The 15,273-nt window shown below is 67.8% G+C and carries 14 protein-coding genes; 9 read left to right on the plus strand and 5 right to left on the minus strand.

What is annotated here, in order from left to right; translation table 11 throughout:
- The 3 genes from HGG74_RS09510 to HGG74_RS09520 are packed head-to-tail and all read right to left on the minus strand — an operon-like array spanning nucleotide 1 to nucleotide 3,419.
- Nucleotides 1-909, minus strand: coding sequence for an ABC transporter permease (locus HGG74_RS09510; RefSeq protein ID WP_168486112.1), 909 nt, complete (start codon nucleotides 907-909; stop codon nucleotides 1-3).
- A complete protein-coding gene (locus HGG74_RS09515; protein ID WP_168486113.1) occupies nucleotides 906-1,841 on the minus strand; it encodes an ABC transporter permease in 936 nt (311 codons plus the stop codon). The genes HGG74_RS09510 and HGG74_RS09515 overlap by 4 nt, the downstream gene beginning before the upstream one ends.
- Nucleotides 1,842-1,844: 3 nt before the next feature.
- Complete coding sequence (locus tag HGG74_RS09520; protein WP_205761647.1) at nucleotides 1,845-3,419, minus strand: ABC transporter substrate-binding protein; 1,575 nt, start codon at nucleotides 3,417-3,419, stop codon at nucleotides 1,845-1,847.
- Nucleotides 3,420-3,689: 270 nt separating this feature from the next.
- Here HGG74_RS09520 and pdxA point away from each other — a divergent pair, with 270 nt between their 5' ends.
- Both pdxA and HGG74_RS09530 read left to right on the plus strand, forming a co-directional pair.
- Entirely contained in the window at nucleotides 3,690-5,951 is a 2,262-nt protein-coding gene (gene pdxA / locus HGG74_RS09525) for a 4-hydroxythreonine-4-phosphate dehydrogenase PdxA (protein WP_168486114.1), read from the plus strand.
- A 19-nt stretch (nucleotides 5,952-5,970) separates the two neighbouring features.
- Nucleotides 5,971-6,771, plus strand: a complete 801-nt coding sequence (locus HGG74_RS09530) for a DeoR/GlpR family DNA-binding transcription regulator (protein WP_168486115.1) — start codon at nucleotides 5,971-5,973, stop codon at nucleotides 6,769-6,771.
- 372 nt (nucleotides 6,772-7,143) lie between these two features.
- On the opposite strand, the gene HGG74_RS09535 is transcribed toward HGG74_RS09530, so the two are convergent.
- Nucleotides 7,144-7,830: a LysE family translocator gene (locus HGG74_RS09535; protein WP_168486116.1), complete on the minus strand. Its 687-nt coding sequence runs from the start codon at nucleotides 7,828-7,830 to the stop codon at nucleotides 7,144-7,146.
- A 55-nt stretch (nucleotides 7,831-7,885) separates the two neighbouring features.
- On the opposite strand from HGG74_RS09535, the gene HGG74_RS09540 reads away from it, so the two are divergent.
- The 3 genes from HGG74_RS09540 to HGG74_RS21165 all read left to right on the plus strand — a co-directional run bounded on the left by HGG74_RS09540 (nucleotide 7,886) and on the right by HGG74_RS21165 (nucleotide 10,152).
- The gene (locus tag HGG74_RS09540) at nucleotides 7,886-8,665 is read left to right on the plus strand and encodes a TIGR03084 family metal-binding protein (protein WP_168486117.1); all 780 of its coding nucleotides are present in this window, start codon (nucleotides 7,886-7,888) and stop codon (nucleotides 8,663-8,665) included.
- 117 nt (nucleotides 8,666-8,782) lie between these two features.
- Nucleotides 8,783-9,715, plus strand: coding sequence for a ParA family protein (locus HGG74_RS09545; protein ID WP_168486118.1), 933 nt, complete (start codon nucleotides 8,783-8,785; stop codon nucleotides 9,713-9,715).
- The gene (locus tag HGG74_RS21165) at nucleotides 9,712-10,152 is read left to right on the plus strand and encodes a hypothetical protein (protein ID WP_205761648.1); all 441 of its coding nucleotides are present in this window, start codon (nucleotides 9,712-9,714) and stop codon (nucleotides 10,150-10,152) included. The genes HGG74_RS09545 and HGG74_RS21165 overlap by 4 nt, the downstream gene beginning before the upstream one ends.
- 60 nt (nucleotides 10,153-10,212) lie before the next feature.
- Here the strand turns inward: HGG74_RS21165 and HGG74_RS09555 are convergent, their stop codons facing one another.
- Entirely contained in the window at nucleotides 10,213-11,151 is a 939-nt protein-coding gene (locus HGG74_RS09555; protein ID WP_168486119.1) for a LysR family transcriptional regulator, read from the minus strand.
- A 170-nt stretch (nucleotides 11,152-11,321) separates the two neighbouring features.
- On the opposite strand from HGG74_RS09555, the gene HGG74_RS09560 reads away from it, so the two are divergent.
- From HGG74_RS09560 to HGG74_RS09575, 4 genes are all read left to right on the plus strand, one after another.
- Entirely contained in the window at nucleotides 11,322-12,743 is a 1,422-nt protein-coding gene (locus HGG74_RS09560; RefSeq protein WP_168486120.1) for an MFS transporter, read from the plus strand.
- Entirely contained in the window at nucleotides 12,740-13,531 is a 792-nt protein-coding gene (locus HGG74_RS09565) for a 3-hydroxybutyrate dehydrogenase (protein ID WP_168486121.1), read from the plus strand. The genes HGG74_RS09560 and HGG74_RS09565 overlap by 4 nt, the downstream gene beginning before the upstream one ends.
- 442 nt (nucleotides 13,532-13,973) lie before the next feature.
- Entirely contained in the window at nucleotides 13,974-14,294 is a 321-nt protein-coding gene (locus HGG74_RS09570; RefSeq protein WP_168486122.1) for a 2Fe-2S iron-sulfur cluster-binding protein, read from the plus strand.
- Between the two features lie 2 nt (nucleotides 14,295-14,296).
- A partial coding sequence (locus HGG74_RS09575; protein WP_168486123.1) for an NAD(P)/FAD-dependent oxidoreductase occupies nucleotides 14,297-15,273 on the plus strand: 977 nt, incomplete at its 3' end.

Here is a 15,273-nt window from a genome sequence, read left to right on the forward strand (position 1 = left end):
TCAGGCTTCCTTCTTCTTGCGGCGGGAACGGTCCCGCAGGCCGTCACCCAAAAGGTTCACGCCGATCACCAGCAGAACGATGAACAGGCCGGGCAATGTGACCATCCACCACGAGGTGGTGATGTAATCCTGGCCGTCGGAAATGATCCGGCCCCAGGTGGCGAAGGGCCTTTGCGGGCCGGCGCCAAGGAAGCTGAGTGCGCTTTCAAGCAGTACGGCTTGGGCCAGAAGCAGCAGCACTACCAGGCTGGCCTGCTTGAACACATTCGGGATGACATGGCGGAGCAGAATGTTGATCCTGTGAAGGCCGAGCACCCGGGCGGCAGCCACGTAGGGCTTCTCGCGTTCGACCAGGACCAGGGAACGGGTCAGCCGTGCAACTTCGGGCCACTGGGCAATGGCGATGACGAAGGTGATCACCGGAATGGACGGACCGAAGAGCGCGACCACCAGGAGCAGCATCATCAACAGGGGCAGCGACATCTGTGCTTCGAGCAGGCGGGAGACGATGGTGTCGATCCATTTGCCGTAGAAGCCGGCGGCGGCCCCGAGGATGATGCCGATGGCGCCGGAAACCAGAACCGCCAGCAGGCCAATGGTGAGGGAGACCTGGCCTCCGTGCAACACCCGGGAGAGCAGGTCCCGGCCCAACTGGTCGGTGCCGAAGAGGTGCCCGGCCACCAGCGGAGCCAATCGCCGCTGCGACAGGTCCTGGGCATTGGCATCCGCCAGCGGCAGGACCTGGGCCAGGGCTATGGGCAGAACCACGAGGAGGGTGCAGGCAGCGCCTATCCACAGCTTCAGTTTGGCAGCCCGTTCCCGGCGGACAGCAGCCGAGCGCGCGATGTCGCGGGGCGTTACCGCCGAAGGCCGGAGGGCGGCCGGGGGGAGGGTGTTGGTGGTGCTCATGCGGAGCCTGCCTTTCCAAGTCGGACGCGGGGATCCAGCAGGGGATAGGCCAGATCGATGAGCAGCTGGACAAGAACGGCCAGCAGCGCGGTGACCAGGACCGTGGCCTGGATCAGCGGGTAGTCCCGGGTTTCCAATGCTCGGACGATGAGTGAACCGACGCCGGGCCAGGCGAAGACAACCTCGACGACGACGACGCCATTGAGCATCGCTGCGAATCGGGTGCCCAGGGCCGTGAACACCGGTATGGCGGAATTCCCCATTGCGTAGCGCCAGGTCAGGGTTCGTTCAGATACGCCCCGGGAGCGCGCCACCGTCAGGTAGGGGGCGGCGAAGTTCGAGGCCATCTCCCGCCGGACCATCCGGGAGATCAGTGCGACCTGGAGGATGGCGATGGTGATGGTTGGCAGGACCAGCCCGCCCCAGGTTGCGAAGCCGGAGGCAGGGAAGACCGGAATCAGCACGGCGAAGGCGGTCAGCAGCATGATTCCGGTCCAAAAGTCCGGCATGGACTGGCCGGCGATGGTGAGGATGTTGGCGCCCAGTTCCTTCCCGGTGTCGGTGCGCTTTGCCATCCAGACGCCCAAGGGGATCGAGACGATGGCCGCCACGAGAATCGCGGACGTGGCCAGGGTCAGGGTGTAGGGCATGCGTTCGAGGACTACTTGCAGTGCCGGGGCCTGGAAGGAGTAGGAAGTGCCCAGGTTGCCGGTGAAGAGCTGCTGGAGGAAGATCCAGTACTGTTCCAGCACGGGCAGGTCGAGGCCGAACTGCTGGCGCACCTTGGCAAGCTGCTCGGTGGTGGCCAGCGGGCCGGCGTAGGCGACGGCCGGGTCGCCGGGAGCCAGGCGGATGAGGATGAAGACGGTGGAGACCGTGAGGAAGACCGTCAGCAGTCCCTGGCCCAGGCGTTTGATCAGGTAAGTGGTCATTGATCAGCTCTCCAACCGAACATCGGCCAAGGGATAGGAATTGTTTGCGGACAGGGTCAGCCCCTGGACCCGGTCCGTGTGGGCGAGCACCGACTTGGGGACGAAGGCCCAGGCACACGGCCAGGTATCCCACACTGCCTGTTGGGCCTCGGCCAGGAGCTTTTCGCGGCGGACCGGGTCTACTTCGGACGAAGCGGCCGTGATTTTGGCCGTCACTGAGGGCACGACGTAACCCTGGTAGGTGTCCCGCGTTTTTTCCTTCTCGGCGGTACCCGCGTACATGCCCTGGAGCATGGTGATCGCCAGACCCGTCGGGCTGGGGAAACCGTTGCCGAGCAGATCCCAGTCCCCGGCCTTGCCCTGGCGCCAGGCCAGGATATTGCCGCCGGGCTCGAACTGCTGGAGTTCGGCCGCTACTCCGATGTCGCCGAACATCTCGACGAGTGCCTCCATGACGGAGGTGTCGCTGGGAAATTCACCCGTTTCCCAGATGATTTTGAGTTTGAGGTCGGTGACGCCGGCCTCTTTGAGCATCTGCTTGGCTTTGGCCGGATTGTAAACATAGCTTCCGGTCCTGGTGTAACCGAACAGGCTGGAGGGAGTCACCCCCTCCGCCTGGGTTACTGAATCCACCATGACGTCCTTGACCAGGGCTTCACCGTTGACCGCATGGCTGAGTGCCTGGCGCACGCGCACGTCGCTGAGCGGGTGGCCGGCCGGCTTGCGGAAGTTGTAGAAGATCTGGTTCAACCGCAGGCTGGAAGCCTCTTTCAGGACAACGCCGGGCAGTCCCGCAAGCTGTTCGCGTGAATCGGGCGTAATGGTGTCGATGACATCCACTTCGCCGCTGCGCAGCGCGATGACACGGCTGGACTCCTCCGGCAGGAAGCGCACCTCAACGTTTTCGATGGCTGCCGGTTCGCCCCAGTAGTTGGGATTGCGCTGCAGGCTGTAAGTGCCGGCGCCGCGGTTGAACTTCTTCACCACGTAGGGTCCGGTCCCGACACCGGTCTGCAGTTCCTCCGGCTTGTTCTGCGCCGCCGGCGTAATCAGGATCATGCTCATCAAAGCATCGAGGATGGGGATGGGCTTTTCGGACTCGAGGGTGAAGGTACGTCCGTCCACCGGGACGACAGTGGGGAACTCCGGGAAAAAGCCTGCCACGAAGGAACCCTGTACCTGCCGGTACATCTTCAGCGCAGTTGAGACATCCTCGATGGTTACGGGGGACCCGTCGGAGTACCGGATGCCTTCGCGCAGACGCACGGTCCACTGCGTATCTCCGGTCATTTCGAACCGGTCCGCCAGCACCGGCACGGGCTTGATCTCGGGCCCGATGGCGGTTAGTGCCTGCCGCACGGCCCGCTGGACGGTGACGGCGGCGTCGAACTGGTTCAGCTTGTTGTCCAGGCTGACCAGCGAGCGGTTCAGCGCCAGGGTCAGCGTATCCGCCCCGGGAAGTCCGGTGGGGCCGGCGCAGCCTGTCAGCGCACCGGTACCCAGCAGGAACCCGGCGGCAGCTCCGAACTGCAGCAGGCTCCGGCGGGAAATCTCGTGCCCTGCGAAAGGAGCGGTCATCATCGACCTTTCGATTGATGGTTCGTAGCGGATCAGCAGGTCCGGCAAGAGCGGGCGCATTGAGCAGGCTGGACCACTACGGCTCGACTGATGTTGTGTGGATCACTCTCCCATAGATGCGCGTTTCGCGCAACGCTCCTAGCGCATTTCGCGCAACCGTGGCACCATAGTGGCAGACCCCCGAATACTCTTCCCTTACCGAGCCGGTCCGCGTAACGCAGCGCCGAACCTGCAATGCCAGGAGTTTCCCGTTATGGAAGCAACACGATCATGAACCGCATCAGCGTCCTCGCCGATGATTTTTCCGGTGCCGCCGAAGTTGCCGAACAGTTCCGGCGACACGGCCTGGCCACCGCGATCCTTACAGGGGAAGACGGACAGTTCGCGGGCGGGAGCGTCGAGGTGATCGTGCGGGATACGCACAGCCGCAACCTCCCGGCCGAGCGCGCCAAGGCCGCCGTTGCAAGGGCCATTAGCCGGAATGCAGACGCCAAAACCATGCTGTTCAAGAAAATCGATTCCCTCTGGCGCGGCAACATCGGCCCGGAACTGCTGGCCCTGCGGGAAGCCGGATGGCGCCCGGTCATTGCCGGTGCCCTTCCGCCGCTGCGGCGTACGGTCTCCGGCGGTGCCCCCTACGTGGACGGAGTCCCGCTGGGGCAGTCAGGAACCTGGGCGCTGGAACCGGCAGGCGCCCCACAAAGCATCTCCGACCTGTTGCCCGGCTTGAGCACCGCAGTCCTGCCGTTGCAGAAGGTCAGGCAAGAGGGCCTGGCTCCGGCACTGCGTGAAGCGCTGGAGACAGCCGAGGCGGTCATCGTCGACGGGGAAACGGAGCAGGATCTTGCGGCGGTCGCGGCCGCCGTCCGGCAGCTCGGATTTCGTGCCGGCGGGGACCGCCTGGTCCTGGTGGGAACCGGTGCCCTGGCCGGGGCGCTGGCAGCCCAGCTGGCACCGGCTGCCTGCCGGCCGGAGGCTGCTCCGCAGATTCCTGCCCGCGGCGTGCAAGGCACGGGACCCCGGCCTGTTCTTGTGGTCGTCGGGTCCGCCTCCGGTGCCGCCGTGGAACAGGTAGGGCAGCTGCGCGGAGCATCCGTTGCAGTCTTCGACGTCCAGACGGCGGAAACGGGACCAGAGACGGTGCAGGAGATTCAGCACACGCTGCGCGGCGGCAGCACCGCGGCTCTGACCGTCCAGCCCGGTGTGCAGGCGGATCCCGCCCTCGTGGTCGCCCGTCTGGCTGACACCGCCGCGGCCGTGCTGTCCGGTGTTCCGTCGACAGACCTGGTCCTGACCGGCGGGGAAACGGCCCGCGAGGTGCTGGACCGCCTCGGCCTTACCTTCCTGCGACCTCTGGGCCAGGTCCAGCACGGCGCCGTCGTCAGCCTGGCGTCGGACGGCCGGCTCATCGCTTCCAAACCCGGCAGCTTCGGCACGCCAGCCGTCCTGCTTGAACTGACCACCATGCTGCGCAGAATGCGCAGCATGGAATCCGCCACCCAAGAAACTGGAGCCTCCATGAACAATCCCTCCGACACCCGCCCCTATATCGCCGTCACCATGGGGGACGGCGCCGGCGTCGGACCCGAGGTCACCGTCGGCGCGCTGCTGGACAGCGCCGCGTACCGGGCAGGCCGGCCCGTGGTCATCGGTGACGTCCACCGGCTGCAACTAGCAGCAGCCGTCCTCGGCGTCACCGCCAGGATTGTGGAAATCGGCGACGTCTCCGAGGCAGTCTTCGAGCCGGGCCGCATTAACGTCATCGACCCGAAACTGCTGCCCGAAGACCTGCCCTGGGGACAGGAGTCCGCCGCCGCAGGCAACGCCGCCTACCACTACATCCGCATAGCCTGCGAACTCGGGATGGCAGGAAAAGTCCAAGGGATCTGCACCGCCCCGCTGAACAAAGCTGCCCTGCACAAAGCCGGCCACATCTATCCGGGCCACACTGAACTGCTCGCCCACTTCATGGGCGTAGAGGAAGTGTCCATGATGCTCTCCACCCCGAAGGTGAAGGTCATCCACGTCACTACCCATATCGGGCTGATTGATGCCATCGCCAAGATCAACCCGGGCCTGGTGGAGCGGACCGTGCGCCGCGGATATGAAGCGCTGCAGCGGGCCGGGGTACCTGATCCGAAAATCGGCGTCTGCGCCATCAACCCGCATGCCGGGGAGAACGGGCTTTTCGGCCACGGGGAGGAAGAGGAAAAGATTATTCCCGCCCTGGAGAAACTCCGCGCCGACGGAATCAACGCCGTCGGACCGCTGCCCGCGGACACGGCCTTCTTCCTGGCCGGCCGGGGAGACTATGACCTGATCGTGGCGATGTACCACGACCAGGGTCACGGACCGGTCAAGGTGCTCGGTATCGAGGCCGGCGTCAACATCACCGTAGGACTGCCGGTGATCCGCACATCGGTGGACCACGGCACGGCCTTCGACATCGCGGGCAAAGGCACCGTGGAGATCGGTAGCATGATTGAAGCACTGCGCCAGGCCGTGGAAATGTCTCCCAGCCCGGCTGCCTAGGACCATCAGGGAGGATGCCATGACCGCCAGTGCACGGGAGCGCCGGAGCGAAATCGTCCTGCTGGCCCATACCAGTGGCCTGGCCAGCGTCGAGGAACTCTCCCGCCGCTTCGAGGTGACCGCCTCCACCATCCGGCGGGACCTTGCCCGTCTGACCAGCGAAGGCAAGATCGCACGGACCTACGGCGGGGCCATGGCGATCAACGCCCAGATACCCGAACCGACCTTCCGGCAACGGCACCAGGAAGCCGCCGAGGCGAAGCGCGCAATCGCCCGCTATGCCCGCACACTGGTCCACGACGGCGAAACAGTGCTTCTGGACGCCGGGTCCACAGTGGCAGCCCTGGCGCACGAATTACGGGAGGACATCTCCCTGACCGTCGCCACGACCTCGCTGGCCGTGCTGGAGGAACTTGCAGAGGCTGACGGAGTGCACGTGGAATGCCTGGGCGGCACTCTGCGGCACCCCAGCCAGGGATTCGTCGGACCCTTGACCGAGGCGGCTCTTGAGCGCATGACCTACGACCGCGTCTTCCTTGGGGCTGACGGCGTTACAGCCGACGGCGCCATCTGCGAAGCCGACCTGCAGCAAACCCGGCTCAAGGAACTCATGTGCCGCCGGGCCCGGGAGGTCGTTGTCCTGGCAGACGCGTCCAAGCTGGGCCGCGCCCCCTTCCATGCCTGGGCGCGATTGCCCGCCGGCTGGATCTTGGTAACCGACCCGGGCGCCGCCCAGGAGTCGCTGCGTCCGTTCCTTGACGCAGGCGTTGACGTCCGCCTGGCTGAATGGACGGGCCGCGCCTCGGACGAAGTCGCCTGAGGACAAGACAGCAGCGTGTCGCGGACGCTGCAGGACATCCTCTTCGTGGGCGAGGCTGCCCGAAAAGATCGTGATGCTTCATCGGGCAGGAGCCGGGCAATGCCGACTCTGACAGGCACCCGGGAAAGTCCTGTCTTGAATTCTGTCTTTGATGCCCCGCAGATAAGGTCGAGATTGAGGTAAACGCCACGGACATCCGCCAGCGGACCGTACATCTCTAGATGCGGCTGGCGAAGCCGAACGGCCCGTCGACCCTTATCTGCCGATAACCGTGACTATGTCCGGAACGGGCAGTTCCCGGGTGTAGCCCGACACCAGCAGGACATCCTGGCAGCAGCTGTAGCCGTCAGGACAGCAGGTGCCGTTGCGAGGTCAAGCCAGGCGGGGCGCCGTCGGGAAGGCCACTGGCCCGGCCGGCAATGACTCAGTGATGAGCTTGCCGCCGAAGCCAACCAGGACCAACCCGGTCAGCCGGTCGATCACTGCCAGTGCCCGCGGATTGCCCATCCAGCGTTTGGCGTAGCTCCCGCCGAGAATCAGCACTGCGAACCACGCCAGGGTCAGCAGGCAGTGCACCCCGGCCAGTACCGCTCCCATCAACAAAGGTGAGGTCCCGGTGGGCAGGAACTGCGGGATGGTGGCGATGTAGAAGACGCCGACCTTGGGATTGAGCAGGTTGGTAAAGACTCCGGTCAACCACCCCTGCCGGGCCGAACCGGCCAATGCCGGCGGGGGCGCGTCGACAGGGGCGTCCAGCTGCCGCCGGCCCCGGAAGGATTTCCAGGTCATCGACACCCCGAGCCAGAGCATGTACCCTGCTCCGGCAGTGGTGAGGATCCGATAGGCAGTCTCCGAAGCGGTCAGCAGGGCCGAAACTCCCCCGGCTGCAGCGATGCCCCAGACCATGGCTCCGGTGGCTATCCCGGTGGCGGTGGCCCACGCATAGGTGCGGGTGCGGGTGAAGGAGGACCGCAGGACCAAGGCGGTGTCCAGCCCCGGCACGAGAGTCAGCACCCCGGCCACCACGGCGAAGGCCGGCACGGCATCAAGTACGGTCACTGAGACATAGTAAGAGTCCGACTCCTCAAGATCTAACGATGGAAGGTGGGATCCAGTGGCCGTTGACCTGCAGGAGTTGCTCCGGGACCTGGAACAGGAGAGCACCGGGCTGGAGGCCGTGCTCCGGGGGATCGGGCCCAGGGAGTGGGACCTGCCCACCCCCGCCCCTGACTGGACCGTACGCCACCAGGTCGCCCACCTGGACTGGACGGATGAGGCGCTGCTGGCCGCGCTGCGCGAGCCGGAGCGCTTTGCCCGGCTCGCCGCCGCCGATCCGGCTCTCATAGACACTGCGGCGCACGAGGGCGGGGCTGTCCCGGTGCCCGCGCTGCTGGCCCGCTGGGCCGCCGGCCGGCAAGTGCTCGCCGCGGCGCTGGCCGGACATCCGCCGGGGCGGCGGATCCCCTGGATCGGCCCGCCCATGGGGGCCGCCATGGCTGCCAGTGCCCGGATCATGGAGACCTTCGCCCATGGGCAGGACATCCGCGACGCGCTCGGGCTGCCGCCGGTTGCCTCGCCGCGGCTGAGGCACGTGGCGCACCTGGCCGTCGCCGCGCGGGACTTCTCCTTTCGCGGGCGCGGACTGCCGGCACCGGCCGAACCGTTCCGGATCGAGTTGGCGTACGACGGCGAATCCTGGGGCTGGGGGCCGGAGGACGCGGCGCAGCGCGTGGCGGGCCAGGCGCTGGACTTCGCGCTGCTGGCCACGCGCCGGCGCCACCGCGCCGACTGCCGGCTCGAGGCCCGGGGAGCGGACGCGCAGCGCTGGCTGGAGATCGCCCAAGCCTACGCGGGCGATCCCGGGCCGGGACGCCGGCCGCTTGGCAGCCACTGACCCGCAGACTTCCAGAGTCCGGAAGTGGCACAATCACCAACTAACAGACTTCCGGCGCGCCTCCGGCAATTCCGGCCAAACGCGTGAAAAGGTAACGCTCATGACCGAGGAGGGATCATGAGACAGGGCCTTGAACGCGTCGTCGCCGTCGTCAACGGCAAGGGCGGGGTCGGCAAGACAACCATTACCGCCAACATCGGCGGCATGCTGGCCGCCAGCGGCTACCGGGTCCTGCTGGTGGACATGGACCCGCAGGGCAACCTCGCCGAGGAACTCGGCTACACGAACAAGCCCGTCAACGACGACGGACTGGCGCTGTCGCGCACCCTGGCCTCCGGCAGCGCCGCGAAGCCCGCAACCGGCATCCGCGGGAACCTCGACGTGCTCATGGGCGGAGCCCACCTGGACAAGGCCGCGGCAGGGCTGACCATGAAGGCCCGCAAGGATCCGTCCGCTGCCAAGTCGGCCCTGGCCAACGCGCTCGCTCCGCTGGCTGCCAACTACGACCTCATCTTCGTCGATTGCCCGCCCGGCCAGGAAACTCTGCAGCAGGCCGCGCTCGCAGCCGCGCGGTGGGCCCTGATCCCGGTGAAGACGGATGCCTCCTCCCGGAAGGGGCTGCGGGACGTGGCCCGCCGGCTGGACGCGGTCATCGACATCAACCCCAACCTGGACCTCCTGGGCGTGGTCCTCTTCGGTGTCAACCGCTCGGCGCACCGCGTGGTGGAGGCCGCACGGGACGGCATCCAGGAGGACCTGGGCCAGGGCGCGCCCATTCTTTCGGCGACCATCCGGCACGCCGAGGCCGCCGCGCAGGAGAGCCGGGAGCGCGGACTGCTCGCCTTCGAACTCGAAGAAGCCCTCCTGGCCGCACCCAAGTGGTGGGAGCTGCGGCGCAACAACGTCCAGCACGACGGGCCGCGGTCCAAAAGCGCCGTCGGCGTGGCCGAGGACTTCCAGGCCCTGGGTGAAGAGATCATTGCGCGCATTACCGCCAGTGAAGCCGCAGCGCCCGCAGCGGCCCCTGCCAAGGCGGGGGCAGCTCGATGACCGCGCCGGCACGCCGCACCTTGACCGGGCTGGCGCCGCGGACGGCGGGGGATAAGGGCCTCAGCCGGCTCATCCGGGCCAACCGGGAGGACGCCGCGCCGGAACCAGCATCTGACACCGGGATGCCCGCGGGGGGATTGCCCACCGCGGAGCCGGCAGAGTCCGCGACTGACAGAGTGCCGAAGTACCTGCAGCTGCGGCGCCGGGAAGCCCGGGTCTACGACGACCAGGCCGACGCGCTCACCGTGCTCGCCCGGCGCCTGAACAACGGCAGGCGCCTGCCCGGCGGAAAAACCACGGGGGAGAGGATCACCGACAACACCCTGCTGCGGCTGGCCATCGACCTGCTGCTCACCCGGGCGGACGAGCTCGAGGGGACCACCGAGGAAGAACTGGCGGCCAGCCTGGGCCTGGAACCGAGGACGCCCGGCACGTAGCGGAACCTGCAGTAACGGCGGCCGGCTTCCCCGCGGGAAGCCGGCCGCTGCCGGCACGTGTCACCCGTCCGACGGCGGCTTCTGGCCCAAAAGGGTGGGCTGCATGGCGGCGGTCTGCCGGCGCAGCGCCTGGGCTACCGCGGCGACGGCGGGCTGGCGGAGCGAATCCGGGCGCAGCACCATCCAGTACGGGAGCTCTTCGGCGAAGTCGTCCGGCAGCAGCCGCACCAGGTCGGGGTGGCGGTCCGCCATGAAGCACGGCAGGAAGCCGATCCCGGCGCCCGCGCGGGTCGCTTCCACGTGGACGAAGACGTTGGTGCAGCTCAGGCCGTCGCGCATGGAGGGCACCAGCCGGCGCGGGGCGTCGAGGTCGTCCACCTGGAGCATGGAGTCCACGAAATACACCAGCGGATGCTGCACGAGTTCCTTCACCGTGGCCGGCGTCCCCCGCGCGGCCAGGTAGTCCCGCGAAGCGTACATGCCCAGCACGTAGGAGCCGAGCTGGAATGCCTCCGCCCGGTGCACCTGCGGTTCGCCCACCACCACCTCGATGTCCAGGCCGGAGCGGTGCTGCAGCGCCCGGCGCGTGACGGTCACGATCTCCACGCTCAGCCGCGGATGCTCACGCTGCAGGGCTGCGACCGCCGGGGCCACGATATAGGCGCTGAAGCCGTCCGTGGCCGACATCCGGACGACTCCGGAGATGGCGTCTGCCTTTTCCTCCTGCCGGTTCAGCAGCGCCACGGCAGCCTCCACGCCCTCCGCCGCGTGGACCGCCCGGCGCCCCAGATCGGTCAGCTCCCAGCCGCCGACGGTCCGGGCCAGCACCCGGCCGCCGAGCGTTTTCTCCAGGGCGGCGATACGCCGCGAGACGGTGGTGTGGTTCAGGCCAAGGCTCTCCGCCGCCGTCGTAAACCTTCCGGTACGGGACACGGCCAGGAGCACGAGCAGGTCGTCGGGGTGGGGCAGCTGGGCCGGCGGAATGCTGGGAAGGCTCATATCTGCAATTGTGCACTCCTTCCGTGCACAAGTGGCCATTGATGCACAGGCAGCCGGCCGGACATACTCGGGGGAGCCCGGCCGTGTTGCCGGTCACATACGCTGAACCGCAGGTGGGCAGCAACGGAATGTCATGTCAGGCGTCGCTGTGGACGCCGCGAAGGAGAGCCATGAGTGTCAATCAACGCAACGATGCGGGCGGCACCGCCGGGCCGGGCCGCGCCGCGGCAGGCCGGGAGCCGGCAGGGGCAGAACCGACCGGGCTGCGGAAGATCGTCGCCGCCTCCATGGTCGGCACGGTGGTGGAGTGGTACGAGTTCTTCCTCTATGCGACCGCGGCCAGCCTGGTGTTCGGCCAGTTCTTCTTCCCGGACGCCGGCACCGAACTGGACGGCATCATCGCCGCGTTCCTGACCTACGCCGTCGGGTTCGTGGCCCGGCCCCTCGGCGGCATCGTCTTCGGCCAGATCGGCGACAAGCTCGGCCGCAAGCACACGCTGCAGGTGACCATCATCCTGGTCGGTGTCGCCACCTTCCTGATGGGCTGCCTGCCCGGCTTCAACTCCATCGGCTACTGGGCGCCGGCCCTGCTGGTAATCCTGCGCTTCATCCAGGGCTTCGCCGTCGGCGGCGAATGGGGCGGCGCGGTGCTCCTCGTGGCCGAGCACAGCCCGAAGAACGCCCGCGGCTTCTGGTCCAGCTGGCCGCAGGCCGCGGTGCCGGTCGGCAACCTGCTCGCCACGCTGGTGCTGCTGAGCATGTCCTGGATCCTGCCGGCGGACCAGTTCCTCGGCTGGGGCTGGCGGGTCGCCTTCTGGGTCTCGGCAGTGATCGTGATCGTCGGCTACTACATCCGCACCCACGTGTCCGAGGCGCCGATCTTCCTGGAAGCGCGCGCCCAGGTCGAGGCGGAGAAGGCCGTCAGCTACGGCGTGCTCGAGGTGGTCAGGAAGTACCCCCGCGGCGTGCTGGGGGCGATGGGCCTGCGCTTTGCCGAGAACATCCTGTACTACATCATCGTCAGCTTCTCGATCGTCTACCTGAAGACCGTGCACCAGTACGACACCAGCCAGCTGCTGCTCGCCCTGCTGATCGCGCACGTGGTCCACTTCGCCGTCATCCCGCTGGTGGGACGGCTCTCGGACAGCTTCGGCCGCCGGCCCGTCTACCTGGCCGGAGCGGTCCTGGGCGCGGTGTGGGCGTTCTTCGCCTTCCCGATGTTCGATACCCGTCAGCCCGTGATCATCATCCTGGCAGTCACCATCGGCCTGTGCTTCCACGCCCTGATGTACGCCGGCCAGCCGGCCATCATGTCCGAGATGTTCCCCACCCGCATGCGCTACTCCGGGGTCTCGCTGGGCTACCAGGTGACGTCCATCCTGGCCGGTTCGCTGGCCCCGATCATCGCGACGGCGCTGCTGCAGCAGTCCGGGTCCTGGGTGCCGGTGGCCCTCTACCTGGTGGCTGCCTGCGTCGTCACCCTCGTCGCCGTCCTCACCCTGAAGGAGACCCGGGGCATCTCGCTGCACGACGTCGACGCCGCGGACGCGCGGCGGCACGGCCTGGCGCCGGCCGCCCGGGGGAACGCATGACCGGCGCACCATCCGTGGGCGAGCAGCACCTGCCGCTGAAGGGCCGGCGTGCCCTGGTCACCGGAGGCGCCGGCGGCATCGGCGCCGCGACGGCCCGGACGCTCGCAGCGCGCGGAGCCGACGTCGTCGTCGCCGACCTGGACGGGGCTGCGGCCGCCGCGGTGGCCGGGGAGGTGGGCGGCTCCAGCTGGGAGGTCGACCTGCTGGACCCGGCCCAGCTGGAGCCGGCCCGGCTCACGGAGGCCCTGGACGGCGTGGACATCCTGGTCAACAACGCCGGGTTCCAGCGGGTCAGCCCCATCGAGGACTTCGATCCGCAGGACTTCCGCCGCATCCTCACGCTGATGCTCGAGGTCCCGTTCCTGCTGATCCGCGCCGCCCTGCCGGGGATGTACGCGAACAATTTCGGCCGCATCATCAACGTCTCCTCCGTCCACGGCCTGCGGGCGTCCGCCTTCAAGAGCGCGTACGTCTCGGCCAAGCACGGGCTCGAAGGGCTGTCCAAGGTCACCGCCCTGGAAGGCGGGGAGCACGGGGTGACCAGCAACTGCGTTAATCCCGGCTACGTGCGCACCCCGCTGGTGGAGAAGCAGATCGCGGAGCAGGCCGCCGTCCACGGCATCCCCGAAGCCGAGGTGCTCGGCAGGATCATGCTGACCGGCAACGCGATCAAGCGCCTGGTGGAGCCGGAGGAGGTCGCCTCGCTGATTGCCTGGCTGGCCTCCGACGACGCCGCGATGGTCACCGGGGCCAGCTACACGATGGACGGCGGCTGGACAGCGCACTGACCCGCGGTCCTGCCGGATGCACAAGGGAGGTGGTCCTTCCCAACTGGGAAGGACCACCTCCCTTGTGCGGGATGAGGCTCAGCACGGAAGGCACGGCAACGACCAAGACCTCGGTCCCGGCATCGGCCGGGATGTTGCGATCAGCAGCTTTGCTACCTTTCTCACGTTTGGCATTGCCAATGCGCTGCACATTGTCACCATTCCGGCTGGGCCCCACCCTGCTGATGCTGCTCGGCTTCGTCATTGGCAACCCGCGGTCCCGGCGGCCGGGGGCTCCACTACGCTGCTGACCGGCAGCTCCACGCCAGCCGGGCAGGGGTGTTTCCGGAGTGAGTCCTGCGGAACCCAAGCCTTGGCATACCGACCGGTCATGCGTTAGATAGTTCCAAGGCTCGCGGTCTGCCGGCAGACTGCCGAAGGAGAGCTTAGGGAGGTGGGCACCATGCCCAGCGTCACGTTCACGGCCTTCGACGGCAGCGAAATCACCGTCGAAGGCTTTGCCGGGGACTCAGTCATGGAGACGGCGGTCCGCAATGGCGTTCCCGGGATCGTTGCCGAATGCGGCGGCAACCTGGCCTGCGCCACCTGCCACGTCTTCGTCTCTCCGGAAAGCCAGGACGCAGTGGACCCGATGGGGGAGGTCGAAGACGACATGCTCTACGGCGCGGCCGTGGACCGCCAGGAGAACTCGCGGTTGTCCTGTCAGATCAAGCTCAAGGATGGCGTGGACCTGCACGTGCAGACGCCGGAAACGCAGATTTGACCATGGCCAGCGAGACTTTCCCGGGAGTTCCGGATGAAGATGCTGCCCTGGGGGGACACCCCGAACCCCGTGGCACGCTCATCATTGGTGCCTGCCAGGCGGGGGTGCAGCTGGCCACGAGCCTGCGGGAGCTGGGGGATACGGAGCAGGTGGTGCTGGTGGGGGAGGAGCCGCACGCCCCGTACCAGCGTCCGCCGCTGTCCAAGGAGTACCTCAAGGGGGAGGCGGGGGCCGATATGCTCACCTTCCGCACCCACCAGTGGTACGCGGATAAGGGCATCGGGCTGGCCGTGCGCGAACGGATCGTCCAGGTCGCCCGGGATGACGGCGGCGGTGAGGCCGTGGCCGAGTCCGGGCGGGTGTTCCCGTTCAAACGGCTCGCGCTGACCACCGGGGCGGCGGCGCGGAAGATCCCCTTCGAGGGGTCCGAGTTCGAGGGCGTGAGCTACCTGCGCGGCGCCGACGAGGCCGGGATCCTGGCCGGGCAGCTGCGCGGTGCCCGGCACGTGGCCGTGGTCGGCGGCGGGTTCATCGGCCTGGAGGTCGCCGCCGGCGCCCGGGCCGAGGGCAGGAACGTGACGGTGATCGAGGCGGCGCCCCGGCTGATCGGGCGGGCGGTGTCCGAGGCCACCAGCGGCTTCTACCTGGACGCGCACCGGCGCCGCGGCACCGAGGTGATCCTGGGTGCCGCCGTCGGGCGGATCACCGGCCGGCACGACAGGGTGACCGGGGTGGAGCTGGCGGACGGGACGGTGGTGCCGGCCGAGGTGGTGCTGGTGGGCGTGGGCGCGGTTCCGCGCACCGAACTGGCCGGGCAGCTGGGCCTGGCGGTGGAGAACGGGATCGTGGTCGATTCCCGCACGCTGGCCTCGGACGGGCTGACCGTGGCCGCCGGGGACTGCGCGAACATGCCCAACCCGTTTGTGCGGGATTACGGCGCCGGGCGGATCCGGCTGGAGAGCGTGCAGAACGCGGTCGA

Source organism: Arthrobacter mobilis, assembly GCF_012395835.1.
GTDB classification, from domain to species: domain Bacteria; phylum Actinomycetota; class Actinomycetes; order Actinomycetales; family Micrococcaceae; genus Crystallibacter; species Crystallibacter mobilis.